The organism is Acidobacteriota bacterium (genome assembly GCA_028875725.1).
GTDB lineage: Bacteria > Acidobacteriota > Thermoanaerobaculia > Multivoradales > Multivoraceae > Multivorans.
This window is the reverse complement of record JAPPCR010000023.1, coordinates 546576-572117: the sequence shown is the minus strand read 5'-3', so window position 1 is coordinate 572117 and position 25542 is coordinate 546576. Positions and strand designations below refer to the sequence as shown.

Sequence of the window (25542 nt, the reverse complement as noted above, 5' to 3'; positions counted from 1 at the left end):
CGAGTTCCTGAGCGAACAGGAGCGATGATCGCGCCATGAACGACATTTCACCCGCCGCCGTCGGTTACATGACCCCGGAGCGCGAGATGCTCCGCCGGATCGCGCGGGACTTCACGGACAGGGAGGTCCTCCCGGTCGCCAACGAGCTCGACCCGAAGAAGGAGTCGATCCCGCAGTCGTTGATCGACCAGATGGGCGAGCTGGGCTTCTTCGGCATCGTGATCCCGGAGGAGTACGGTGGCGCCGGGCTGGGCGCGTTCGAGTACTGCCTGGTGGCCGAGGAGCTGGCGCGGGGCTGGATGAGCGTGGCGAGCATCATCGCCCGCGGTAACGGCTTCTACCGCTCGATCCCGTTCGAGGGCGAGGAGCGGCGGAAGCGCATCGAGCTGATGGCGCAGGGCAAGTACCTCGGCGCGCTCGCCATGTCGGAGCCGGAGGTCGGCTCGGACATCTCGTCGATCACCTGCCGGGCGCGGGTCGAGGACGACCACTGGGTGATCACCGGCAACAAGTACTGGTGCACGTTCGCGGATGGGGCGAACTTCATCCAGGTCATTGCGCGGACGGAGGGCGACCCGTCGAAGCGCCACGCCGCGCTGACCGGGATCGGCATCGAGAAGCCGCCCGGCGAGCTGCCCGAGGGCGTCACCGGCTCGCCGATCCCGAAGATCGGGTACCACGGGTGGAAGACCTGGGAACTCCACTTCGAGAACGTCCGCGTGCCGATCACGAAGCGCCAGAAGGAGGCCAAGGGCCAGGCGTTCTACGGCATGGCGCGCGGACTCGAGAGCGCCCGGGCCCACACGGCGGCGCGCTCGATCGGCCTCGCCCAGGGTGCGCTGGAGCAGGCGATCGCCTACTCGAAGGAGCGCATCCAGTTCCGGCGGCCGATCGCCGACTTCCAGGCGATCCGCTTCAAGATCGCGAACATGGCGGCCGAGGTCGAGGCGGCGCGCCAGTTGAACTACTCGGTCTGCGCCAAGATCGACACCGGCGTGTCCTGCGCCAAGGAGGCGGCGATGGTGAAGTACTACGCCGCCGAGATGTCGGAGCGGGTGTGCTCCGACGCGCTGCAGGTGCTGGCCGGCGCCGGCTACACGACGGACTACCCGGTCGAGCGCTACTGGCGCGACGCGAGGCTGACGAAGATCTTCGAGGGGACGTCGGAGATCATGCTGAAGATCGTGTCCGACGCGCTGCTGGGGAAGCCGTCGAGGAGGAGTTGACGATGAGACTTGCCAACCATCTCTGGGACCGTTTCGGTCGCCTGACCCTGGACGACATTCCCGAGTCGGCCCGCACCGTCGCGGGCCAGTGCGTGCTCGACTGGTTCGGTTGCGCGCTGGTCGGCAGCCGCGAGCCGCTGTCCGGGATCCTGCGTGATGAGCTCGGCGGCCAGGCCGGACCGTGCTCCATCGTGGGCACGGAGTTACGGTGCGCGCCAGGGGTTGCCGCACTGGTCAACGGCGCGGCCGGTCACGCACTGGACTTCGACGACACGCACAGCATGATGGGCGGGCATCCGACTGTGCCGGTGTTCCCGGCTGCCCTGGCGCAAGCCCAGGAGATGGGCGCGAGCGGCGAGCGGCTGCTGGTCGCCTTCGTCGTCGGCGTGGAGGTGGAGTCGCGGGTCGGCGCACTCATCGGAGGCGTTGCCTACAAGAAGGGCTGGCACTCGACGTCGACGATCGGCGTCCATGGCGCCGCGGCCGCGGCATGCCACCTGATGAGCGCGAGCAACGAGCAGTTCGCGCACGCGCTTGGGCTGGCCGCATCGCAGGCGAGCGGCCTCAAGGCGAACTTCGGCACGATGACGAAGCCGTTCCACGCCGGTCACGCCGCCGAGCGCGGCCTGCTGTCGGCGCGGCTGGCGATGCGGGGCTTCACCTCGAACCCCGAAGCTGTCGACGGCCGGCAGGGCTACGCCGACGCGGCGGCCTCGGGCCACGAGGAGGTCAACTGGGAGCGGCTCGAGGAGCAGGACGACCGCTTCCTGATCGAGGACACGCTGTTCAAGTACCACGCGGCTTGCTACCTGACGCATGCGGCCATCGAGTCGGTTGGGCGGCTGCGGCCGCGGTTGGCGGCCGAGGGGGTCGCGGCGGGGGATGTCGAGAAGGCGGTCGTCACGGTGCATCCGGGGTTGCTCGACGTCTGCGGCATTCCGGAGCCGAAGACCGGGCTGGAGGCGAAGTTCAGCCTGGTTGCCACGACGTCGCTGGCGATGCTGGGGATCGACACGACGGACACCGGGACGTTTGTTGATGAGACGCTCGACGATCCCGAGGTCGTGCGGATGATCGACAGGGTCGAGGTGCGGACGGATCGCGGGCTTGGTCACACGCAGGCCCGGGTCGAGCTGCGCGCGAATGGACACTCGCTCGAGGAGTTCCATGACACGGGGATCCCGGCTACGGACCTGGAAGCGCAGGGAGCGAAGCTGGCGGTGAAGATGACCGGGCTGACGGCGCCGTTGCTGGGGACGGAGGCGAGTGATCGGTTGCGGGAGGTGTCGTTGCGGCTGGACGCGGTGGGGGACGTTCGCGATCTCACTGGGCTCGCCGCCATTTCTCGCGAAGCCGTGTAGCGAGGCGGCTTGAGGGTTCCTACGCCTCGATCCCCCCGATGCACATGTACTTGATCTCGAGGTAGTCGTCCAAGCCGTACTTCGACCCCTCCCGGCCCTGGCCGGATTCCTTGACGCCGCCGAAGGGGGCCATCTCGTTGGAGATGATGCCTTCGTTGATCCCCACGATGCCGTACTCCAGCGCCTCGCTGACGCGCCAGATGCGGCCGACGTCGCGGGCGTAGAAGTAGCTGGCCAGGCCGAACTCGGTGTCGTTGGCCATGGCGATCGCTTCTTCTTCGGTGCTGAACTTCATCAGCGGCACGACGGGGCCGAAGACCTCTTCGCGGAAGCAGCGCATGTCGTCCGTCACGCCGGAGAGGATCGTGGGTTCGAGGAAGCACTCGCCGAGATCGGAGGGTCCGCCGCCGGACTCGATGGTGGCGCCGCGGTCGACGGCGTCTTCGATGAAGCCCATCACCTTGTCGGCGGCCTGGCGGTGGATGAGCGGTCCGATCGTCACGCCGTCTTCGGTGCCGTCGCCCATCTTCATGCCGGCCACGGCCTCGGCGAGCTTGTCGGTGAACTCGTCGTAGACGCCCTCCTGGACGAAGATGCGGTTGGCGCAGACGCAGGTCTGGCCGGCGTTCCGGAACTTGCAGATCATCGCGCCTTCGACCGCCGCGTCGAGGTCCGCGTCGTCGAAGACGATGAACGGCGCGTTGCCGCCGAGCTCCATCGACGTGCGCTTCATCGTGCCGGCGCACTGGGCCATGAGCAGCTTGCCGACCGCGGTGGAGCCGGTGAAGCTGAGCTTGCGGACGGTCGGGTTGGAGGTCAGCTCCCGGCCGATCTCCTCCGTCTTGCCGCAGAGGATGTTGACGGCGCCCGCGGGAATGCCGGCGCTCTCGGCGAGTTCGGCCAGCGCGAAGCCGGAGAGCGGCGTCTCGTTCGCCGGTTTGCAGACCACGGTGCAGCCGGCGGCCAGGGCCGGCGCGATCTTCCGGGTGAGCAGGGCGTTCGGGAAGTTCCAGGGGGTGATGCCCGCCACGACGCCGATCGGCTGCCGGATCGCGACGATCCGCTTGTCGTTGGACGGCCCGGGGATCGTGTCGCCGTAGACGCGCTTGGCCTCCTCGGCGAACCACTCGACGTAGTTCGCGCCGTAGGCGATCTCGCCGCGGGACTCGGCCAGCGGCTTGCCCTGCTCGGCGGTCAGGATCCGCGCCAGGTCTTCCTGGCTCGACATCATCAGGTCGAACCAGCGGCGCAGCAGCGCGGCGCGCTCCTTGACGGTGGTCTGGCGCCAGCTCTTCAGGGCGCGGCCCGCCGCCGCGATCGCGCGCCGGGTCTCGGCCGCGCCGCAGTTGGCGACGTCGGCCAGGACTTCGCCGTTGGCCGGGTTCTCGACGGCGAAGGTCTCGCCGGAGTCGGCGTCGACCCACTGGCCATCGATGTAGGCCTGGGACCGGAGCAGACCCGGGTCGACCAGGTCGGGGAGGGACGTGGGGACGCGGGTGTCTACGGAGGCGGCGATAGTCATGGACGTCACTCCCTGCTGATTGGCCAAGGCCGGCGCACCGGCAGTCGGCACGGCGGATGGATCCTACAGAGCGGCCGCAACGTCCGCGCCGGGTGGCAAGGCCGCTCGATTGTGTCAGCCTCCGGCTGCACGAGGAGACGCGATGGTCCGACTGTCCGACATGGCCGAAGTCGAAGCCGCTCACGTGGCGGCGAAGGAGTGCCTGCCGTTCGCGACTCGGCCGTGGGTCGAGGGTCCGCCGCTGGCGGAGCGGCGGGTGGCGCTCGTGACTTCGGCCGGCCTTCACCGGGTGGGCGATCAGGCCTTCTCGACGGTCGACCTGAGCTACCGGGTGATTCCCGGCTCGATCTCGACCAGCGACCTGACGATGACGCACTCGTCCGTCCACTTCGACCGGACCGGTTTCCGGGAGGACGTGAACGTCGTGTTCCCGCTCGACCGGCTGCGCGAACTGGAGAGCGAGGGGGAGATCGGGTCGGTGGCCGACTTCCACTACTCGCTGATGGGCGCCGGCTGGCCTCCCGAGGCGATCGAACCGACGGTGCGCGAACTCGCCGCACGGCTCAGGGAGGACGAGGTGGAGGCTGTCTGCCTCTGTCCTGTATGACCGAACTGCACCCGCGCCGTGGGCGCGGTGAGTCACTTCCTCGAAGACGAAGGCATCGCGACGACGGGCATCAGCCTGGTGCGGGTCAACACGGAGCGGATGGAACTGCCCCGGTTCCTGTGGGTGCCGTTCGAGTTGGGCCGGCCGTTCGGCGCGCCCCGTGAACCGGACTTCCAGCGCCGCGTGCTGCGCTCGGCGCTGGGGTTGCTGGAGCGGCGGGACGGCCCGGTCGTCCTGGAGGACTTTCCCGACGACGCGCCCGCCGCCACCGACGGCGCGGCCGACGACGGCCCAGGCTGGTCCTGTCCGGTCTCGTTCGCCGGGGCCGCCGGCGACGATGCCGGGCTGGCAGGCGAGGTCCTCGCGGAACTGCGGCGCCTCGCGCCCTGGCAGGAGGTCTACGCGGCGCGGCGCGGTCGATCCGCGCCGCCGGCGAGCGGCCTGAGCCACGAACAGATCGTGCGCGGACTGGGCGAACTGGCGGGCGGCGCGAACGACCCGTCGGTCGCCACGAACCTGCCGCTCCCCGAGTGGGTGCGCCTCGGCTGCGACGACCTGCGCACCTGGTACATGGAGGCGGCCCAGGGCCGCCCTGGCCGGGCGACGTCACTCGAGCTCCGGGACTGGTTCTGGCGCGAGACGGCGCTGGCCCGCCTCATCGGCGCAGCGGCAGTGCGACTCGCCGGCTCGGAGCACCGCGCGCTCGGCATGTTCGGCCGCCGCGCCATGGTCCCCCGCGTCTACATGGATGTCTTGATGCCCGGCGTCGAGCCCTACATCTGAGGGTAGGCGCTCTTGAAAGCTAGCTCTTCCTCAGTTCGGTACCGACCAGATGGGAGAGGAGTAGGCGCGCTCCTGAAGGGTGAGTGCGAGGCCGGGTCGAGGTGGAGTTCCCGCCCGTATCGCATCCCACGTCGACCAGCGGCAGGTCGGATTCTCCAGGGCTCGCAGGTAGTAGAAGGCGTGCTGGCTACGGTCGAAGTCGGGGTCGGTCCAGAGCGTCATGAGCTCGGTTGAACCGACGTCGGGGCTGACGCTGCAGTCGGCAAGATCGACCTGAGCGCCGTTGTCGGGGCAGCGGTGGGTCTCGGAGTCGACCTCCAGGCCGTCGGAGCAGGCGACATCGTAGACACTTTCCTGTGGCTGGCCGTCCTCGATCCAGCCCTTGATCACCTGCACGCGCTGGAGCTTCGCCGACTCGGGGTCCTGCACCGCCCAGACCAGGAACTGCGGCACGCCGCTGTGCCGGGCAGGGAGGTCGCCGCCCATCGGTACTCCGTGCTCGTAGGCCTTCGCCACGAGTTCCACGTCCTGAAACGGATCGTCATCGAAGCCGTAGCTGGCGAAGAAGCGCACCCGGATGCGCGGTCCGGTGGTCGCGAACGTCTCCTTGCGACGGAAGGCGTCGTAGATCGATTCGCGGGTGTTCTCCTCGGCCCACACGCCCGCCAGGCCGGAAGCGCCCCAGGTCGAGAACATCTCCTGTGGGGGCCGTGAGGTCGCGTCGGATTCGGCGGCTTCCTCCACGTCCTTCCAACTGGTAGCTCCTTCGGGGGGTACGGATCCCCGCCCCACCGGCATCCCATCGAGGAAGCCGACCTTGCCGATATGGGACGACTCCTCGTACGAGGCTCCTGCATTGTGGCTGTCGCTCGCACCGATCATCCCGAACCGGTAGGGGTTGAAGCCCTCCCTCTCCTCGAACTCGAGACCAGCCAGGTAGGCGTCGCGCACGTAGCCTCCGCGGATTCTGTCGAAGCTCGATTCTTCCGGGGTGAGAAGAATGATCTCGAAGTCGGCCCACTCGTCGTTGGGGGAAAGCAGCGGGTGTGTTTCCGAGGTGCCCTTGACCTGTGTCATCTCCACCAGTGGTTCATTGCGCATCCGGAGTCGGGCGTACGCCTCGTCGAATCGCTCCCCGGACAGCTTCTGGCGCGCGAACCTGTAGCCATCGCTCTGGTTCGAGTTGTGGGGGATGGCGAGCGCCTCGATGCCCCGTGCTCGCAAACCTTCGAGCCAGTCCCAGAGATCCTCGGGGTTCGGCGAGTCGAGCCGACTGAAGGGCTGGTCGGGCACGTTCGCGCCGCGAAAGATGACGTTGCGGTGTTGATTGGCCCCCGGGGGGTATGACGACGTGAACTCGTAGGCGACGAAGGTGGTGAGCTTGCCCGGCTCGTAGTTGCGCTCCGCCGACTCGATGATCTCCCGCCATGCCGAACGTGAGGCCCCGGGGTCGGGATGCTCCCTGAGAAACGCGCCGGCGGATCGAAAGGCCGCGCGTCTTTCGTCGACGTCTTTCGGATCGAAGAAGCGACGGCTTTCGGAAGCACCGTGGAGCGGATGGGCAGGATCGGTCATGGCCGAAAACGCCCCCAGGTACATCCCGTGATCGGTGACGGCGTAGAAATCGAGCGGGCGATCGAGCTGGATCCGGTAGCCGGCGGGATGTTTGATCGCCTCCCCGCGCGCATAGCTGTAGGCGTCGTCGGGCGAAGCGCGGGTGCCGAAAACGAACGCGTCGAAGGAATAACGGGTATGGATGTGCAGATCGCCGAAGTAGGCATTGCGCTGCCCGCTTGCGGCGCCGGCCGTGGCGCACGATACGCAGACCGCCAGCGCGGCGATGCGATGGACTCTTCTCGCCATCGTTCTCTCCCGTGTTGGTAGGTGGCCAAGGCTATACTCCGTCCGGTCCGGAATCCGGCACAGGGAAGCCGGGCACGCGGGACGCGGGCCGGTGAAGGAGTCACTCTGAGTCAGCTCCTGCAGGTTCTCATCAATGGTCTGGCCGTCGGCTGCATCTACGGCCTGATCGCTCTCGGCTTCGTCCTCGTCTACAAGGCGACCGAGATGGTGAATTTCGCCCAGGGCGATCTCATGATGCTGGGCGCCTTCATGGCGGTGACCCTGATCGGCGACTTCGGTCTGCCCTGGGCGCTGGGGTTGTTGCTGTCGGTCCTGGCGCTGGCGGTCTTCGGCTATCTGCTCGACGCCTTCGTGCTACGCCGCGTTCTGGGCGAGCCGCAGTTCGCCATCGTGATGCTGACGATCGGGCTGGGCTTCATCTTCCGCGCCGTGGCGGGACTGGTGTGGGGCTACGACCCGCGGAGCTTTCCGACTCCGTACACCGGCGAGTCGCTGCGTGTCGGCGAGGTCGTCGTGAGCTACGAGAACCTCGCGATCCTCCTGGGCACCCTCGTCCTCTGCGTCGTGCTCTTCCTCTTCTTCCGCCACACGCGGCTCGGCATCGGCATGCAGGCCACGTCGCAGAACCAGCTCGCGGCCTACTACGTCGGCATCCCGGTCAAGCGAGTCTTCTCTCTGGTGTGGGCGATCTCCGCCGGAGTCGCCGCCGTGGCCGGGATCCTCCTGGCGCCCGTCTCGCTCGTCCAGCCCGGGATGGGATTCATCGGGATCAAGGCCTTCGCGGCCGCGGTGATCGGCGGCTTCGGCTCGATCCCCGGCGCGCTGCTCGGCGGTTGGATCATCGGGATCGCCGAGCAGGTCGCGGGGGTCTACCTGCCCGCCGGTTTCCAGGAGATGGCCGCCTACGGCATTCTCATTCTCGCCTTGATCCTGCGGCCCGAAGGTCTGTTCGCGCAGATTCAGCGAAAGAAGGTCTGACGGCCAGCGAGCATCATGCGGTTCCTCTTCAAGACCCACTACAACCAGGACATCGACCACCTCAAGCACGGTGGCGACCGGTTCTGGTACGGCCTGCTCCTGGTGCTGGCCGCCGCGGCGCCGGCGGCGCTCGGTACCTTCTATCTGGGCGAGCTCAACCTGGTGATGATCTACGCCATCGCCGGCGTCGGTCTGATGCTGCTCGTTGGCTACACCGGCCAGGTGAGCCTGGGCCACGCGGCGTTTCTGGCGATCGGCGCCTATACCCACTCGCTGCTTCTGGGCGCCGGTCTCCCGTTCCTTCTCTCGATCGTCGCGGCGGTCCTGGTCTCGGCGCTCGTCGGCGCCGGCGTGGGGTGGATCGCGCTCCGGATGACGGGCATCTATCTCGCCATCGCCACCCTGGCCTTCGCCATGCTCACCGAGCAGACGATCTCGCGCGCCGAGTGGCTCACCGGGGGCTTTCGCGGCCTCGCCGTTCCGCAGGCGAGCCTCTTCGGGATGCCGCTCACGCAGGGCTGGCAGCACTACTACCTGACGCTCACGCTCCTCGTCGTGACCCTCTTCGCGGCGCTCAACATCCTGCGGTCCTCGACCGGAAGAGCCATGGTCGCCATCCGTGACTCGGAGATCTCGGCGGAGAGCGTCGGCATCAACCTGGCCGTCTACAAGACCTTCGCTTTCGCTCTCAGCGCCGGCATCACCGGCCTGGCCGGCGCTCTCTTCGCGCATCGCCTCGGCTACCTCTCGCCCGATGCCTTCACGTTCCTCATCTCGCTGCAGCTCCTCCTGATGGTGGTCGTCGGCGGGGTCGGCTCGATGCGGGGCGTCATCTACGGCGCGCTCTTCATCGGCTTTCTGCCTCAGCTCCTCGCCATCGCCCGCGACACGCTGCCGCCGCAGATCGCACAGGCTCCCGGCCTCGAGCCGGGCATCTTCGGCCTCATCCTCGTGCTGGTGATCCTGTTCGAGCCCCAGGGCATCTTCGGCCGCTGGCTCAAGATCAAGAGCTACTTCCAGTTGTTCCCGCTCTATCGCCGGGCGACGCACCGGCGCCAGAAGACCTACCTGCGCACGGAGCGACTGAGGTGAGCTACCTCGCCGTTACGGACCTGTCGATCAGCTTCGGGGGCATTCGTGCCGTCGACGACGTGAGCTTCGAGGTCGAGGAGGGCGAGGTGTTCGCCATCATCGGACCGAACGGAGCCGGCAAGACGACGCTCTTCAACCTGGTGAGCGGCATCTACTCCCCCGACGGCGGGAGCGTTCGCTTCGCGGGCCGCGACATCACCTCGCTGCCGGCGCATCGCATCGCACCGCTCGGCCTCGCGCGCACCTTCCAGAACATCGAGCTCTTCGAGCACGCCACCGTTCTGCAGAACCTCCTTATCGGCCGTCATGTCCACCGGCGCTCGACCGCGCTGTCCCACCTCCTGTTCCTCCCCGCGGTGAGGCGGGAGGAGCTCGAGCACCGGCGCCGCGTGGAAGACGTCATCGACCTCCTCGAGCTCGCCCACTACCGCGAGCAGAGGATCGCGAACCTGCCATACGGCGTGCGCAAGGTCGTGGAGGTGGGCCGCGCGCTCTGCCTCGAGCCGAAGCTGCTGCTCCTCGACGAGCCGACCTCGGGGCTCAACCCCGAGGAGAGCGAGGACATGGGGTTCTGGATCGAGGACATCAACCGCGATCTCGGCGTCACGGTCGTCATGGTGGCGCACGACATGGGTCTCGTGAGCCGGGTGGCGGGGCGGGTGCTCGCCCTCAACGAGGGTCGCGTGATCGCGGAGGGGAGCCCCGCGGACGTGCAGAAGAACCCCGCCGTCGTCGACGCCTACCTGGGAGCGGATTGAGTGTTGCTCGAGCTCAAGAACGTTGAGACCTACTACGGTCCCATCATGGCGATCCGCGGCGTCAGCCTCGCCGTGCCCGAGGGCCGGATCGTCGCCGTGCTGGGCGCCAACGGCGCGGGCAAGACGACCATTCTCCGTACGATCTCCGGCGTGATGGATCCCCAGAAGGGCGAGATCCTCTTCGCCGGCGAGGACATCGCGCGCCGCGATCCCGACGCCGTCATGCGCCTCGGCCTGAGCCACGTGCCGGAGGGCCGGGAGGTCTTTCCCTTCCTCTCGGTGAACGAGAACCTGCGAATGGGTGCCTTCAGCCGCCGCGACCGCGCCCGCATCGCCGACGATCTCGAGCGCGTCTACGACTACTTCCCGGCGCTCGCCGATCGGGGCTCGCAGCCGGCGAGCCAGCTCTCCGGCGGCGAGCAGCAGATGCTCGCCATCGGACGCGCCCTGATGGCGCATCCGAGGATGCTGCTGCTCGACGAGCCGTCGCTCGGCCTGTCCCCGATCCTGGTCCACCAGATCTTCGAGATCATCAAGCGCATCAACGAGGAGGCGGGCATGACGATCCTCGTCGTCGAGCAGAACGCCCACGTCGCGCTGCGGCACTCGCACTACGGCTACGTGCTCGAGAACGGACGGGTGGTCATGGACGACACGTGCGAGAAGCTCGAGAGTTCGCCGGACATCCAGGAGTTCTATCTCGGCATGAAGGACCAGATGCCGAGGGGGGTCCGCCGGTGGAAGAAGCGCAAGACCTGGAGGTGAGCATGGGCGGCGTCGAATCGAACCCCGATCTGGTGCGCGAGACGCGCGTGGCCGACGACGGCCGCGAGCTCGTGTTCTGGCGCGACACCAGCTTCGCCGGCACCGTACCGACGATGTTCTGGAGCCGCGTCGAGAAGTACGGCGACCGCATCGCGATGCGGGAGAAGGACTTCGGCATCTGGCAGGACGTCTCCTGGCGCACCTTCGGCGAGAAGGCGCGCCATACGGGGCTGGCGCTGCGGTCGCTCGGCTTCGGCAAGGGCGACGTCGCCTGCATCCTCTCCAACACGATCACCGAGTGGATGTTCGCCGACATGGGGGTACTCGGCGCCGGCGGCGTGTGCGCCGGGATCTACCCGACGGATGCGGCCGAGCAGGTGGACTACCTGGTCAACGACTCGAGCTGCAAGGTGATGTTCGTCGAAGACGAGGAGCAGCTCGACAAGGTGCTCGAGGTGCGCGACAAGTGCCCGACGCTCGAACAGATCGTGATCTTCGACATGGAGGGCCTGCGGGACTTCGAGGATGCGCGGGCCATGAGCTACGACGACCTGCTCGCGCTCGGACGCGAACAGGACGAGCTCCACCCCGAGGCCTGGGCCGAGTGCCTCGAGCTGGCGAAGCCCGAGGACCTCGCGATCCTCGTCTACACCTCCGGCACCACCGGGCCTCCGAAGGGGGCGATGATCAGCCACCACAACCTCGTGTTCCAGTGCGTCAACGCCCCGCACGTCCTCTCGCAGAACGAGGACGACGAGCGCATGGCCTTCCTGCCGCTGTGCCACATCGCCGAGCGCATCTTCGTCTACGGCTCCCTCTACACCGGCACGAAGCTCAACTTCGTCGAGAATCCGGAAACGGTGCCCGAGAACGCTCAGGAGATCCAGCCGACGCTGTTCTTCTCGGTGCCGCGCGTGTGGGAGAAGTTCTACTCGGCCATCAGCATCGCCCTCTCCGACGCCACCTTCCTGCAGCGATGGGCGTACGGAAAGGCGATAGGGATCGGGTTCAAACGGGCGGACAAACGTCTCGCGGGCGAGAGGCCGGGAGCGGTCCTGGAGCTCGCCTACCGCGTCGGCGATGCGCTCGTGCTGCGCAACATTCGCAGGTTCCTGGGCCTCGACCGCTGTCGCTGGATCGGCACCGGGGCCGCGCCGATCTCACCCGATCTGATCCGCTGGTATCTCGCACTCGGCATCGACATGGTGGAAGGCTACGGCCAGACCGAGAACACCGGCATCGCCTCCATGCTGCAACCGGGCGACATCAAGCCCGGCACCGTCGGCCGCTCTGTTCCCTACGGCGAAATCAGGATCTCCGGGGAGGGCGAGATCCTGATCCGCGGAGAGTTCGTCTTCATGGGTTACCTCAACCAGCCGGAGAAGACGGCCGAGACGATTCGTGACGGCTGGCTCCACACCGGCGACGTCGGCGAGATCGACGACGAGGGCTTCCTCAGGATCACCGACCGCATGAAGGACATCATCATCACGGCCGGTGGCAAGAACATCACTCCGAGCGAGATCGAGAACCAGCTCAAGTTCTCGCCCTACATCGCCGACGCGGTGGTGATCGGCGACAAGCGCAAGTACCTGACATGTCTCGTGATGATCGACCACGACAACGTCGTCAAATACGCTCAGGATCACCACGTGCCCTTCACCAACTACCAGAGCCTGTGCGCCGCGGAGGAGATCGTCGAGCTGATCCACGATCAGGTGGAGGCCGTCAACGCGAAGTTCGCGCGCGTCGAGCAGGTGAAGAAGTTCCGCCTGATCGACCAGGAGCTGACCCCCGAGGACGACGAGCTCACGCCGACGATGAAGCTCAAGCGCAAGTTCGTGAACGAGAAGTACCGACCCCTGATCGATTCGATGTACGGAGGACAGCAGGCATGACCAAGAGACACCATTCCCTCACCGTTGCTTGCATGTTGCTTGGCGCCGTCCTGGCAGGATGCGGGAGTTCCGATCCCGAGACCTCGGAAACGGCCGGGGAGATCGTGCTCGGCACCTACACCGACCTGTCCGGTCCGGCCGCGGCCATCGGTGTCGGCAGCATCAACGCGGCGCGAATGATCTTCGATCGCGTGAACGAGGAAGGCGGCATCCACGGCCGTCAGATCCGCTTCGTCGTCGAGGACAATCAATACCAGGTGCCTCGCGCGGTCCAGGCGGCCAACAAGCTGATCCACCGCGACAGGATCTTCGCCATGGTGGGCGCCCTCGGGACGCCGATGAACAACGCCGTCATGACCAGCCAGTTCGAGGCGGGCGTTCCCAACATCTTCCCGCTCTCGGGCGCGCGTTCGATGGCGGAACCGCTGCATCCGCTGAAGTTCGCCGGCATCTCCACTTACTACGACCAGATGCGCGCCGCCATCAGGTACTTCGTCGAGGAGAGGGGCAAGGAGCGCATCTGCACGATGACCCAGGACACCGACTACGGAACGGAGATGACCGACGCCGCGAACGATCAGCTCGGCGAAATGGGCCGGGAGGTCATCGACTCGACCGCCCACAGGCCTCTCGACACCGACTTCAGCGCGGCGATCCTCAAGCTCCGGCAGGCCGACTGCGACCTGATCGTGCTCGGAACGATCATCGGCGACACGATCCTGGCGATCTCGGCGGCAAGGGGAATCGACTGGGACGTCGACTTCGTCGGCCCGATCGCGGCGTTCGAGTCCGAGGTCGCGGAGGCGGAGGGCGGCGTGACGAATGGCTTCTACGCGATGACGTCCTTCGAGTTTCCCTACGCCGATCATCCTCGCCAGGAGGTCCGCGACTTCGTCGCCGATTACAAGGAACGCTACGGCCCGGAGCCCAACACCGGCTCGCTCCTGGGCTGGTTGGTCGCCGACTTCACGGTCAGGGCCCTACGCGACGCCGGACCGGGCCTCACGGTCGATTCGCTGGTCGCCGCGATCGAGTCGATCGACGACTACCAGGACATCTTCGGCGGCCCGGTCCTGAGCTTCGGGCCGGAGAAGCGTGTCGGCTCGGACGAGTCGTTCCTCGCTGAGGTACAGGACGGACGCTGGGTACGCGTCACCGAGAACCTGTCCTACTGACGCGGGACGGAGACCCCTGCTCGCCTACTCGCCGCCGGCGGTGGTCTCGGTCGCTCGACCGCGTCCCTGCCGCCTGGGCGGCGGTTCGCCGTCGCTGTAGACGCAGGAGATGAAGCCCATCAACATCTCGTCAGTCGACATCGGGCCGAACACGACGTCACGGTCGGGGTTGAAGCCCCAGCGTTCCGCTTCCCCGGGTGAGTTGTCGAACCACATGTCGATCCGCAGACGGGTGCCCTTCGGCAACACCTTGGGCTCGTCGTACCAGTAGATCTCCTGCCAGTCGAAGTCCCAGTCCGGCACGTGGAGGATCAACTCTTCGGTGCCGTCCGGGTAGAAGGCGGTGTACTTCGACTCGCGGCCGCGCATGTGCATGTGGGGGAGCATGCCGAGGACCGTGACCTCCCGGTCGAACGTGCGCTCGGCGGTGTCGTGCCAGTAGGCGTGGCGCGCCGGAATCTCGAACTCGTAGTTGCTGATCGGGAAGAAGTGGACCGGGTGCGTGACCGGCCTGGTCGCGAACTTCAGCGCGATCGATGACTGGTCCCAGCCGCCGCTGCCGGGGCCCGGTTCCTTGTGGTAGTGCAGGTCGAAGGTGAGCGTCGCGCCGACCTCGAGCAGCGAGCCGTAGCCCTCGGGCCAGACGTGGGGCGGCGAGCCGGAAGTGGCGCCGCCGAGGAAGTGGCCGTCGCCGCGGGTCTCCTCGTCGTTCGGCCCCTTGACGAAGATGTTGAAGTGGTGGACGAGCTCGCTGCCGCGGCGGAACTCGATCTCCTGCACCCACTTGTCCTCGGGCAGGAGGTCCGGCGTCAGCACCAGGCGGTGCTTGGTGTAGATGTCCTTGATGTCGTCCTCGACGTAGTAGGGCTCCGGCATCTTGAGCACCAGGTCGGGATCTGTGAACACCCAGCCCTCGTCGTCTGGCCACTCGATCGGCTCCGGCCCGTCCTCCGGCCGGCCGGGCTGAGCGCCCCCTTCGACCCAGCGCCGGATCGTCGCGATCTCCTCGTCGGTCAGGCCGCGCTCGTTCCTGAACACGCCGTCGAAGTGCTCGGAGGCGTCCCACGGCGGCATTTCCTTCGAGGCCGTCTGGCGCACGATCGCGCGCGCCCAGGGGCGGGCGTCCTCGTAGGTCGTGAGCGACATCGGCACGCCGCCCCGGTAGATCTTGCTGCCCGAGGGCCGGTGACACTCCTGGCAGTTCTCCTGCAGGATGGGCAGGACATCCTCATAGAATGTCGGCCCTTCCGCCCCAGCGGCGCCGTGGGCCGTCGCGGCAAAGAGCAGGCAGAGCGCAAAACCAACCAGGCGTCGACTCGTCATCGCTACTCCCTTGCAGAACAGGTCTGGATCCGTGCGAGCTTACCGCAGCCGTTGGGCCCGTGGAGCTGCCGCGACTGCGCTCATCGTCGGTCTGGCGACCGCTGTCGCCGTCGCCCAGGAGGCCGGTCCAGACGCGGACGACTACCAGGCTGCGGCGGCGCTGGTCGAAGGCAACCTGCTCGCTCTGCTGCGCAACGCGGACGTCACGCCGCACTGGCTCGACGCCGATCTTGAGACGACCGGTTTCTGGTACGGCCGCGACGGCGACTCGGGCCCCGAACTCGCGGTCTTCGACCTGGAGACGTGGTCTCGCCGACCCGCCTTCGACCATGCCCGGATGGCGGCGGCGATCTTCGATGCCCTGGCCGACGCCGACGCGGCAGCGGAGCAGGGGAACAAGGCCAGCCTCGAGGGGCTCCTCGGGCTCTCGCTCACCGACGACCTCGCAACGCTGACCGCTAGCCACGGCGCCCATCGCATCACCTGCTCGGTGGCCGACTTCGGCTGCGCCGCGAAGGCGATCACGCCGCCGGAGCCCGGCCTGCTGCCGTCGCCGGACGGCGGCCGTGCGGCCTTCACCCGCGGCGACAACCTGTTCGTGCGCAAGCTCGAGACGGGCGAGGAGACCCGTCTCACGCACGACGGCAAGCCGTACTTCTCCTACGGCAAGTGGCCCGACTCCTCGCTGCTGACCGTGGTCGTCAGGAAGACGGGACTACGGCAGCCGCCGTACCTTTCGAGCTGGTCGCCGGATAGCCGCTACCTGCTCGCGCCGCGCATCGACGAGCGGCTGCTCGAGGCGGTGCCGTTCGTCGAGTGGGTGCCGACAGACGGCAGCCGTCGGCCGGTCGTGCATCTGCTGCGCGAACCGGTCGCGGGCGACGAGGACGAGATGAGCGTGGACTGGTTCCTGTTCGATACGGAGAAGGGCGGACGCGTCCAGGTCGAGCTCGATGGCGCTTCGCTCCCTGAAGGGATCGACACCCCTGGGCTCGGGGGCGGCGTGATCGGCTGGGACCTGGAGCGGAACCGCCTGTACATGCTGGGGTCCGCCTACGCCGGCAAGAGTGCCGCCCTGGTCGCCGTCGACATCGAGTCGGGCAAGGCCACGCCGGTGGTGTGGGAGACGAACGAGACGCGGGTCGAGGCGAACACCCACATGTACAACCGGCCCAACGTCCGCCTCGTGCGCGGTCCGAACGACGAACGGCGGGTGCTCTGGTACTCCGACCGCACGGGCTGGGGGCACCTCTACCTCTACGAACTGGCCGGCGACGACACGGCCGACCTCGTCGGCACGATCACCGCAGGCGACTGGACGGTGCTCGACATCATCCACGTCGACGAGGACGGCCAGCAGGTCTACTTCACGGGCGGCGGCCGGGAGCCCGGCGACCCGTACCTGCGCCATCTCTATCGCGCGCCGTTCGACCCCGGCTCGCTCCGTGGCGGCGAAGTCACGCTGCTGACGGCGAACGAGGCCGACCACCACTTCGAGCCGGCGCCGGTGCCGATGATGCAGGTCCTGTTCGGGCTCGCTCCGCCGCCGCCGCGGATCCGGCCCGATCTCGGCGTCTTCCTCGACACCTACTCGACCGTCGACCGGCCGCCGGTCACCGTGCTGCGCTCGACGGAGGACGGCAAGGTGCTCGCCGAGGTCGAGCAGGCGGACGCCTCCGCGCTGTTCGAGGCGGGCTTCGTGGCGCCCGAGCGGCGCGCCTTCGTCGCCGCCGACGGCGAGACGGAGGTGTACTCCGTCTACTTCCCGCCCCGTCGCGAAGTCGAGGGCGGCCGGCACCCGGTGATCGACGCCGTCTACGGCGGCCCGCAGGTGTTCGTGGCGCCGCGGAACTTCGTCCAGGCGGTGGGCGCGCGCAACCCCGCCGCCGAGCCGGCTCTGGCCCGCCTCGGCTTCGCGGTCGTCGTCACGGACGGCCGCGGCACGCCGGGCCGCTCCAGCGCGTTCCGGGACGCGGGCTACCCCGAGTTCACGCAGGTCGGCGTCGACGATCACGTGGCGGTCATCCGCCAGTGGGCCGAACTCAAGCCCGAGATGGATCCGGAGCGGGTCGGCATCTACGGCTGGTCCTGGGGCGGGACGTTCACCGCCCAGGCGATCCTCAGCCGGCCGGACTTCTACGACGTGGCCGTCTCCGGCGCTGGCGTCTACGACTACGCCGCGATCTACCCCGGTTTCGAGGCGTTCACCGGCCCGGCCGAGTACTCAGACGGCGGCAGGACCCGGACCCGGCCCGACGAAGCGCCGAAGAGCTGGGAACCGCTCGACATCACGGCGATGGCCGGGAATCTCGAGGGACGGCTCCTCATCGTCTACGGCGACATGGACGAGAACGTGCCGCCGGCCCAGGCCTTCCGCCTCGTCGACGCGCTGATCAAGGCGAACAAGCCCTACGACCTGCTGTACCTTCCGAACCGCAACCACGGCGGCGGCGCCGAGCCGTACGCCCTGCTCCGCACCTGGGACTACTTCGTCGAGCACCTGCTCGGCGTTGAGCCGCCGCGCGACGTGACCTTCGAGGTCAAGCCGGCCGCGACCGTTTTCTGACCGGGCGTGGAGTGCCGGGCCGCTTCCTTCTCGTCGCCCTGATTCTCGCCTGCACTCCCGCGGGCGACGGCGACGCCGACCTGATCCTCACCAACGGCCGCATCTACACCCTCGAGGCCGTGCAGCCCTGGGCGGAAGCGGTCGCGATCGCGGGCGGCGAGTTCACGTTCGTCGGCTCGACCGCGGAGGCGCTGGAACGGCGCGGCCCGAACACCGAAGTCCGCGACCTCGAAGGCCGCATGGCGATGCCGGGCATCTACGACGTCCACGTCCATCCCGTCCTCGGCGGCACCGAGGTGCTGCTCCAGTGCCTGTTCCCGCCCACCGCGGGACCGACAGAAGTCGAGGAGACCCTGTCGGCCTGCGTCGCCGGCGATCCCGCCGCGGCCTGGATCGAGGGCGGGCGCTGGACGAGCAACTTCTTCGTCGAGCACGACATCGGCTCCCCGCGCGAGTGGCTGGACCGGTTCTCGGGCGACGTGGCGATCAGCCTGGCGGACGACACCGGCCACAACCGCTGGGTGAACAGCAAGGCGCTCGCACTTGCGGGCATCGATGCCGGCACGGTCGTCGAGGGCGGCGAGGTCGTGCTGGACGAGGCGACCGGCGAGCCGAACGGTCTGCTGCTCGAAGCGGCGATGTACCCGGTGTTCCAGGCGATCCCCGACAAGACGGCGAAGCAGTTCCTGCGCGCCGCCCGCGAGTCGATCCGGACGGCGAACCGCTTCGGCATCGTCGGCATCAAGGAGGCGGGCGACGAGGGCACCGGCGTCGCGGCCTACAAGGCACTGGCCGACGAGGGCGCGCTGACCGTCCACATGGCGGCGTCGATCGCCATTCCGCTGGTCGCCGGCACCCTCGAGCTCGACGTCGACGCCCTGGATCGGCTGCGCGAGGAGAACCGGGCCGCCAACCTCGACGCCGACCACGTGAAGATCTTCCTCGACGGCGTGCCGTCCGTCGCGCGGACGGCGGCGATGCTCGACGACTACGAGCCGGAGGAGCCGGGCGGACCGGCTCACAACGGCGAACTGCTGGTGCCTCCGGAAGCGCTGAACGCCTGGCTGCAGCAACTCGACGCGCTCGGCGTCACGGTGAACATCCACACCGCCGGCGACCGGGCGGTACGCGTCGCGCTCGACGCGATCGAGTTCGCGCGCGAGCAGAACGGCGATTCCGGACTGATGCATCAGCTCGCCCATTCCGGCTTCGTGGCCGTTGAGGACGTTCCGCGTTACGCCGAACTCGGCGCGGTCGCGGACATGTCGCCGGCGATCTGGTACCCGTCGCTGATCTCGGACTCCATCCGCGCCGCCATCGGCGACCGCGCCGACCGCTCCTGGCCGGTGCGGGAACTGCTCGACGCGGGCGCCCACGTCATCGTCGGCTCGGACTGGCCGGCCGTGATCCCGGACATGAACCCCTGGCCCGGCATGGAGGCGCTGGTCACCCGCGCCGACCCCTGGGGCGGGTACCCGGGAACCCTGGCGCCGGAGCAGGCGGTGAGTCTGGAACAAGCGATCGAGCTCTACACGCTCGCGGGCGCCCGGCTGCTCGGCGTCGAGTCGCGGGCCGGCACGATCAGCCCCGGCAAGTCAGCCGACCTGATCGTCCTCGACCGTGACCTGTTCGAGGTGCCGATCGAGGACGTCAGCGACACGACCGTCGAGTTGACCCTTTACGCAGGAGCGATTGTCCATGAGAACTAAGTGGGTGCGCCGGTCTCTTCTCGCCCTGATCCTCGCCGCCATCGTCGCCCAGCCCGCCGTCGCCCAGTTCCAGGCCGGCGAACCGGCGCTGTCGCGCAACGACCCGGCGGACACGATCCTCGACGGCGGCAACGTCTACACGCCCGACGGCTGGGCAGAGTCCATCGCGATCCGCGACGGCGTCATCGTCGCGGTCGGCGACAGCGCCTCCGTCGCCGCGTTCCGCATCGGCTCGACGGAGGTGATCGATCTGGCAGGCCGGACCGTGTTCCCCGGCTTCCACGACGTCCACGTGCATCCGTTGATCGCGGGCATGCAGGAGTTCTCGTGCCGCCTGCCTCCGGGCGCGACGCCGGACATCATCAGCGAGTCGGTCGGCGAATGCGCTTCCCGGGCCGAGCCGGGGGAGTGGATCAACGGCGGCAACTGGGTGGCGGCGGTGTTCGAGCCCGGCCAGCAGACCAGGCAATTCCTCGACGCCGTGTCGCCGGACAACCCGGTCTTCCTCTACGACGAGTCCCACCACAGCGTCTGGGTCAACACGATGGCGCTGGAAGTCGCCGGCATCGACCGCGACACGCCGGACCCGGAGGGCGGGATCATCGAGCGCGACCAGGACGGCGAGCCGACCGGCCTGCTCCGCGAGACGGCCAACGCCATGGTGGCGTCGGCGATTCCTCCGGCCTCGGACGCGCAGAAGATGCAGGGCATGAAGATCGCCACGGACGAGATGCTGGCCCACGGCATCACCTCGTTCACCGTCGCCTACGCGAACTCGTGGCAGCTCGGCGCGCTGGCCCGACTGGCGCGCGAGGGCACGTTGAAGCAGCGGGTGCGGGCCTGCGTTGCCTGGGCGCACAACCCGGCGCTCGCCGACGCGGCCGAGTCCCAGCTCGCGATCCGCGCGACCTACGAGAGCGAGCGACTGAAGGTCGACTGTGTGAAGATCATGCTCGACGGCGTGCCGACGGAGAGCCACACCGCGGCGATGCTCGCTCCCTATGAGGACTCGACCGGCGAGGACGATCCGCGGCCCAGGCTCGGGCTGCTCCTGGTGCCGCAGGAGGCGCTGAACGACGCGGTCACGGCGTTCGACCGCCAGGGGCTTCACGTGAAGATGCACGCCGCCGGCGACGGCGCGGTGCGGGCCGCGATCGACGCCGTCGCGGCGGCCCGGGCACGGAATGGCTTCGGTGGCCCGATGCACGATGTCGGCCACAGCACCTTCGTCGACCCGGCCGACATTCCCCGGCCGCGCGAGCTGGGGATGGCCTGGGAGTTCTCGCCCTACATCTGGTTCCCGACGCCGATGGCGGCGATCGACATCCGCAAGGCGGTCGGCGACGAGCGGATGAAGCGGTGGGTGCCGATCAGGGACGCCCTCGAGACGGGCGCCCTCGTGGCGGCAGGCTCGGACTGGCCGGTGGTGCCCCTGGTCGACCCGTGGCTCGCCGTCGAGACGATGGTGACCCGGCAGGTGCCGGGCGGCAGCGAGGAGACGCTGGGCCTCCAGGGACAGGTAGGGCTGGAGGACGCGCTCCGCATCATGACCTGGAACGGCGCGCGCCTGATGGGCCAGGGCGACAAGGTCGGCACGATCGAGGTCGGCAAGGAGGCCGACCTCGTCGTCACCTCGCAGAACCCGTTCGACGTCGAGCCGACCGAGGTGCATCGGACGAAGGTGGAAATGACGTTCATCGCCGGCGAGAGGGTGTACACGGCCGGTGCGAACTAGCCTCCTGGTCTCGGTGCTGCTCGCGGCCGTTCCCGTCGCGGCGGCGGAGCCGGACGCGCGCGCCCTCTACCGCCTCCACTGCGGCGGCTGCCACGGGCAGGCGCTCGAAGGCGGGCTCGCGGAGCCGCTGATCAAGTCGGACTGGCGGTTCGGCCGGGACGGCTTCTCGGTCGAGAGCAACATCCGGCACGGCATCCCGGGCACCGACATGCCGGGCTATCTCGGCGAACTCTCGGACGAGGAGATGGCGGCGCTGGTCGAGCTGATCTACAGCCTGCAGACGGAGGAGGTCTGGATCGCGAAGCCGCTGCCGCCGGCGGTCGAGACGGAGCACTACACCCTGCGGGTCGAGTACCTGGCGACCGACGAACTGGAGAACCCCTGGGGCATCGAGTTCACGGGCCCGTCGGAGGCGCTGATCTCCGAGGACGCGGGCTACCTGCTCCGGTACCGGGACGGCAAGGTGGACCCGGAGCGGATCACGGGGCTGCCGCCGGTCGACGTCGCGACCTCGACGGGCGGGCTGATGGATGTCGCGCTCGATCCGGACTACGCGGAGAACGGATGGGTCTACGCGGCGATCAGCCACTCGGAGGACCCGAACGACCGCTACGCCCGCGGGCTGACCCGGATCATCCGCGGCCGCGTCGACGGCAACCGCTGGCGGGACACGGAGTACCTCTTCCGCCTCGATCCCGGGTACCACCTGCCCGACAGCAAGCACTGGGGCGGCCGCCTGCTGTTCGACCGCGACGGCTTCCTCTACTTCTCGATCGGCGACATGAGCGCGGCGATGAACTCGCAGGACCCGGCCATGCCTTCGGGCAAGGTGTTCCGCATCCGGCCCGACGGCGGCATCCCGGACGACAACCCCTTCGCCGGCGAGGACGGCGCGCTCGGCGCGGTGTTCACCCTCGGCAACCGGAACGTCCAGGGTATGGCCCAGCACCCGGAGACCGGCGGGATCTGGGCCGCCGAGCACGGACCGCGCGGCGGCGACGAACTGAACCTCCTGGTCAAGGGCCGGAACTACGGCTGGCCGGTCGTGACCTTCGGCGTCAACTACGACGGCTCGGTCGTCAGCGACCGGACCCACGCCGACGGCATCGAGGCGCCCGTCGTCGAGTGGACGCCGGCGCTCGCCGTCGGCCCGATCGAGTTCGTGACGAGCCCGGCTTTCGAGCAGTGGCGAGGCGACCTGCTGGTCGGTTCGCTCTCCTTCGAGGAACTCCGGCGCCTGGAGATCGAAGGCGGCCGGGTCACCCGCCAGGAACTCCTGTTCAAGGGCCACGGCCGCATCCGCGACATCAGGACCGGCCCCGACGGGGCGATCTACCTGCTCCTCAACAACCCCGGCGCCCTGGTCCGCCTGACGGCCGCGCAGACGGCGGGGGCCGCCGAGACGGCCAGCGCCACCGCGATCGAACACGCGACGCTCATCCCGATGACTTCCCGCACGCCGCTCGTGCTGGAGAACCACACCCTGGTCATCCGCGACGAACGGATCGCCGACATCTGTCCCAGCAGTCCCGGCTGCACGCCGGCGGACGCCCGAGTCATCGACGGCGCCGGCAAGTTCCTCATCCCGGCGCTCGCCGACATGCACAACCACTTCGACGGCTTCGCCTGGGACGGCACGGACGCGTCGCGCGTCCGGATGCGCGACCAGAACCTGAGGCAGTACGTCATGTTCGGCGTCGCCACGGCGAGGGACCCCTCCGGCGGCCCCCTGGTCCTGGAGGCGCGCGACGCGATCGAGCGCGGCGAGCTGTTCGGGCCGCGCATCTTCGTCTCGTCGCCGCTGATGGACGGCGACCCGCCGCTTTTCCCGATTCCGCGGACGTTCACGGAGCCCGAGGAGGCCGCGGACTTCGTGCGCCGCAGCGCGGCCGACGGCTACGACCTGGCCAAGGTCTACACGACGCTCAGCCCCGAGGTCTTCGACGCGGTGATGGCGGCCGCCGCGGAGGTGGGCCTCACGGTCGCGGCCCACGTGCCGATCCGCGTGCCGCTCGAGCACGCGCTGGAGCGCGGGCTGCGCTCGATCGAGCACCTGACCGGTTACGACGTCGCCTGCGCGGCGCCGCACGTGAAGATGAAGCCGGTCCGGCAGGACATCTACCAGGGCTGGGCGTGGTGCTCGCCGGAGAAGGTGGCCGAGCTGGCGGCGCTGACCGCGCGGTACGAGGTCTGGAACGTGCCGACGCTCGCCCTGTGGGACAGCACGGTGACCGAGTTCGACCGGCCGCAGCGCGACGCGGGCGAGATCGGCAAGTACGAGCACCCGACGACGCCCGGCGGCATCGAGTGGCTCTACACCCTCTACGGACCGCGCGAGCGGGCGGGGATCACCGGGACGCGCTCGGTGCGGCTCGGCCTGGTCAAGGCGCTCCACGACGCGGGCGCGCCGCTGCTGGTCGGCACCGACATCTCGGCCACCGGCTACACCGTCCACCGGGAGATGGGCCTCTTCGTCGAGGCCGGCCTGACGCCGTACCAGACGCTGGAAGCCGCGACTTCGGAGGCGGCCCGCTACATGGACCGGGAAGGGGAGTTCGGCGTGCTCGCCACAGGCGCGCGGGGCGACGTTCTGCTCCTCGACGCGAACCCGCTCGACGACATCGGCAACGCACGTAGGATTCGCGGCCTGATGTTCCGCGACAAGTGGTGGTCGAAGGAGGCGATCGACGCCGAACTCGAGGCGATCCAGCGCGAGTACGCGGAAGACGAGGCGCGGCTCCGGCAACTGGGTCTGGGCACGCCGCCGTGAGCGAGGGAGCGCCCCCAGTCGCTGCGCTCAGGCGCGCTCGGCCTGGCGGGAAAGGGGAATCGCACATGAGCGACATCGAACGCCTGACCGAGCTCGGCGCGAAGACACTGCGGGTGATGTACCCCGATCTCCACGGGATCGCCCGCGGCAAGGACCTGGTGCTCGCCGACGCCGGCCACGAGATCGAGGGCGGTGTCGCCTTCTGCTCGGCGATCATGACCACCGACCTGGCGCACACGCCGGTGATGGGCGGCGAGATCGGTTACCCGGACTTCTTCGCGCGGCCGGATCTCTCGACCGCCGCGGCGCTGCCGTGGGCGCCGGACGTCGCCGCCTGCCTGGTGGACCTGGTCGACGAGGAGGGCAATCCCCATCCGTTCGACCCGCGCGGCGCGGTGCGGCGGGCGGCGGACGGGCTGGCCGAACTGGATCTTTTGCCGATCGTCGGCCCGGAACTCGAGTTCTTCCTGTTCAAGCCCGACGACGCTGCCCCGGAGGGCGCGGTCCGCTACGTCGACACGCTGTCGCGGGTCTACACGGTCGGCGCCGAGAGCGACCCCGGCGGCATCTCGGGCCGGATGCTCCACGCCTGCGCCGGGATGGGTCTGGGCGCCTACGCCGCGAACCACGAGTTCATGAACTCGCAGTACGAGATCAACCTCCGTCACGGCCCCGCCCTCGACGCTGCCGACCGGGCCTTCCGTCTCAAGGCGACGGTCAAGGAGATGGCGGTGCTGGAGGAGATGCGCGCCACGTTCATGGGCCGGCCGTTCAACGACCAGGGCGGTTCGGGGCTCCATCTGCACGTGTCGCTCCAGGACGGTGATGGCGCCAACCGCATCGGCGATCCGGCGGGCCCGGACGGTCTGAGCGCGGCCGCGCTCTCCTTCATCGCCGGCGTGTTGGAGCACGCCGGGGCACTGATGGCCTTCCTCAACCCGACGGTCAACGCGTTCAAGAGGATCGCGCCCGACTCGCTGGCGCCGATCAACGTCTCCTGGGGCCTCGACAACCGGACGACCTTCGTCCGCGTGCCGCCCGAGCGCGGCAAGTCGGCCCGGCTGGAGATCCGCGTCGGCGACGGCACGGCGAACTGCCATCTGGCGATCGCCGCGCTGCTGCAGGCCGGGCTCGACGGCGTGCGCCGGGAACTCGAGGCGCCCGAGCAGACCGCGGGCGACGCCTACCGGCGGGAGGATCTTGCCTCGCTGCCGAGCTCCCTCGACCAGGCCCTCGACGCGCTGGAGGCCGACGAACTGCTCTGCGCCGGCGTCGGCCGCGAGATCGTCGCCGCCTTCCTGACGCTCAAGCGCTTCGAACTCGAGCGCTACCACGGCTGGGTGACCGACTGGGAGCGCAACGAGTACCGGATTCAACTCTAGACGTCGAACCGGTGGCGCACGCAGCCAAC

18 protein-coding genes are annotated in these 25542 nt (G+C 68.7%); 15 read left to right on the top strand and 3 right to left on the bottom strand.

Annotated features, from left to right (window positions below):
* The first annotated feature begins 35 nt into the window (after nt 1–35).
* Complete coding sequence (locus OXI49_18020; protein MDE2692395.1) at nt 36–1226, top strand: acyl-CoA dehydrogenase family protein; 1191 nt, start codon at nt 36–38, stop codon at nt 1224–1226.
* A 2-nt stretch (nt 1227–1228) separates the two neighbouring features.
* Nucleotides 1229–2587 carry an MmgE/PrpD family protein gene (locus OXI49_18015; GenBank protein MDE2692394.1) on the top strand — a complete coding sequence of 453 codons (1359 nt, stop codon included), beginning with the start codon at nt 1229–1231 and terminating at the stop codon, nt 2585–2587.
* Between the two features lie 19 nt (nt 2588–2606).
* Here the strand turns inward: OXI49_18015 and OXI49_18010 are convergent, their stop codons facing one another.
* Nucleotides 2607–4109: an NAD-dependent succinate-semialdehyde dehydrogenase gene (locus OXI49_18010; protein ID MDE2692393.1), complete on the bottom strand. Its 1503-nt coding sequence runs from the start codon at nt 4107–4109 to the stop codon at nt 2607–2609.
* 142 nt (nt 4110–4251) lie between these two features.
* Here OXI49_18010 and OXI49_18005 point away from each other — a divergent pair, with 142 nt between their 5' ends.
* Nucleotides 4252–4716 (top strand): glycine/sarcosine/betaine reductase selenoprotein B family protein, encoded by a 465-nt coding sequence (locus OXI49_18005; protein ID MDE2692392.1) that lies wholly within the window; start codon nt 4252–4254, stop codon nt 4714–4716.
* Between the two features lie 27 nt (nt 4717–4743).
* Nucleotides 4744–5499 carry a hypothetical protein gene (locus OXI49_18000; protein ID MDE2692391.1) on the top strand — a complete coding sequence of 252 codons (756 nt, stop codon included), beginning with the start codon at nt 4744–4746 and terminating at the stop codon, nt 5497–5499.
* 30 nt (nt 5500–5529) lie between these two features.
* Here OXI49_18000 and OXI49_17995 read toward each other — a convergent pair whose 3' ends face one another.
* Nucleotides 5530–7362 carry a DUF3604 domain-containing protein gene (locus OXI49_17995; GenBank protein ID MDE2692390.1) on the bottom strand — a complete coding sequence of 611 codons (1833 nt, stop codon included), beginning with the start codon at nt 7360–7362 and terminating at the stop codon, nt 5530–5532.
* Nucleotides 7363–7467: 105 nt separating this feature from the next.
* Between OXI49_17995 and OXI49_17990 the strand changes: the two genes are divergently transcribed.
* The 6 genes from OXI49_17990 (at nt 7468) to OXI49_17965 (ending at nt 14028) form a co-directional block, all read left to right on the top strand.
* Nucleotides 7468–8340: a branched-chain amino acid ABC transporter permease gene (locus OXI49_17990; GenBank protein MDE2692389.1), complete on the top strand. Its 873-nt coding sequence runs from the start codon at nt 7468–7470 to the stop codon at nt 8338–8340.
* Between the two features lie 15 nt (nt 8341–8355).
* Entirely contained in the window at nt 8356–9432 is a 1077-nt protein-coding gene (locus OXI49_17985; GenBank protein ID MDE2692388.1) for a branched-chain amino acid ABC transporter permease, read from the top strand.
* Nucleotides 9429–10190, top strand: coding sequence for an ABC transporter ATP-binding protein (locus tag OXI49_17980; protein ID MDE2692387.1), 762 nt, complete (start codon nt 9429–9431; stop codon nt 10188–10190). Before OXI49_17985 ends, OXI49_17980 begins: the two co-directional genes overlap by 4 nt.
* Before the next feature lie 45 nt (nt 10191–10235).
* On the top strand, nt 10236–10955 hold the full coding sequence (locus OXI49_17975) for an ABC transporter ATP-binding protein (protein ID MDE2692386.1): 720 nt from the start codon (nt 10236–10238) through the stop codon (nt 10953–10955).
* 113 nt (nt 10956–11068) lie between these two features.
* On the top strand, nt 11069–12853 hold the full coding sequence (locus tag OXI49_17970; GenBank protein MDE2692385.1) for a long-chain fatty acid--CoA ligase: 1785 nt from the start codon (nt 11069–11071) through the stop codon (nt 12851–12853).
* Complete coding sequence (locus OXI49_17965) at nt 12850–14028, top strand: ABC transporter substrate-binding protein (protein ID MDE2692384.1); 1179 nt, start codon at nt 12850–12852, stop codon at nt 14026–14028. The genes OXI49_17970 and OXI49_17965 overlap by 4 nt, the downstream gene beginning before the upstream one ends.
* A gap of 24 nt (nt 14029–14052) precedes the next feature.
* On the opposite strand, the gene OXI49_17960 is transcribed toward OXI49_17965, so the two are convergent.
* Nucleotides 14053–15351 (bottom strand): hypothetical protein, encoded by a 1299-nt coding sequence (locus OXI49_17960; GenBank protein ID MDE2692383.1) that lies wholly within the window; start codon nt 15349–15351, stop codon nt 14053–14055.
* Nucleotides 15352–15382: 31 nt separating this feature from the next.
* On the opposite strand from OXI49_17960, the gene OXI49_17955 reads away from it, so the two are divergent.
* From OXI49_17955 to OXI49_17935, 5 genes are all read left to right on the top strand, one after another.
* Nucleotides 15383–17917: a prolyl oligopeptidase family serine peptidase gene (locus tag OXI49_17955; GenBank protein MDE2692382.1), complete on the top strand. Its 2535-nt coding sequence runs from the start codon at nt 15383–15385 to the stop codon at nt 17915–17917.
* 11 nt (nt 17918–17928) lie between these two features.
* Nucleotides 17929–19626: an amidohydrolase gene (locus tag OXI49_17950; GenBank protein MDE2692381.1), complete on the top strand. Its 1698-nt coding sequence runs from the start codon at nt 17929–17931 to the stop codon at nt 19624–19626.
* Nucleotides 19616–21361, top strand: a complete 1746-nt coding sequence (locus OXI49_17945) for an amidohydrolase family protein (protein ID MDE2692380.1) — start codon at nt 19616–19618, stop codon at nt 21359–21361. The genes OXI49_17950 and OXI49_17945 overlap by 11 nt, the downstream gene beginning before the upstream one ends.
* Nucleotides 21351–24131: a PQQ-dependent sugar dehydrogenase gene (locus OXI49_17940; GenBank protein ID MDE2692379.1), complete on the top strand. Its 2781-nt coding sequence runs from the start codon at nt 21351–21353 to the stop codon at nt 24129–24131. The genes OXI49_17945 and OXI49_17940 overlap by 11 nt, the downstream gene beginning before the upstream one ends.
* A 65-nt stretch (nt 24132–24196) precedes the next feature.
* Nucleotides 24197–25513, top strand: a complete 1317-nt coding sequence (locus tag OXI49_17935) for a glutamine synthetase family protein (GenBank protein MDE2692378.1) — start codon at nt 24197–24199, stop codon at nt 25511–25513.
* The last annotated feature ends 29 nt before the right edge of the window (nt 25514–25542 follow it).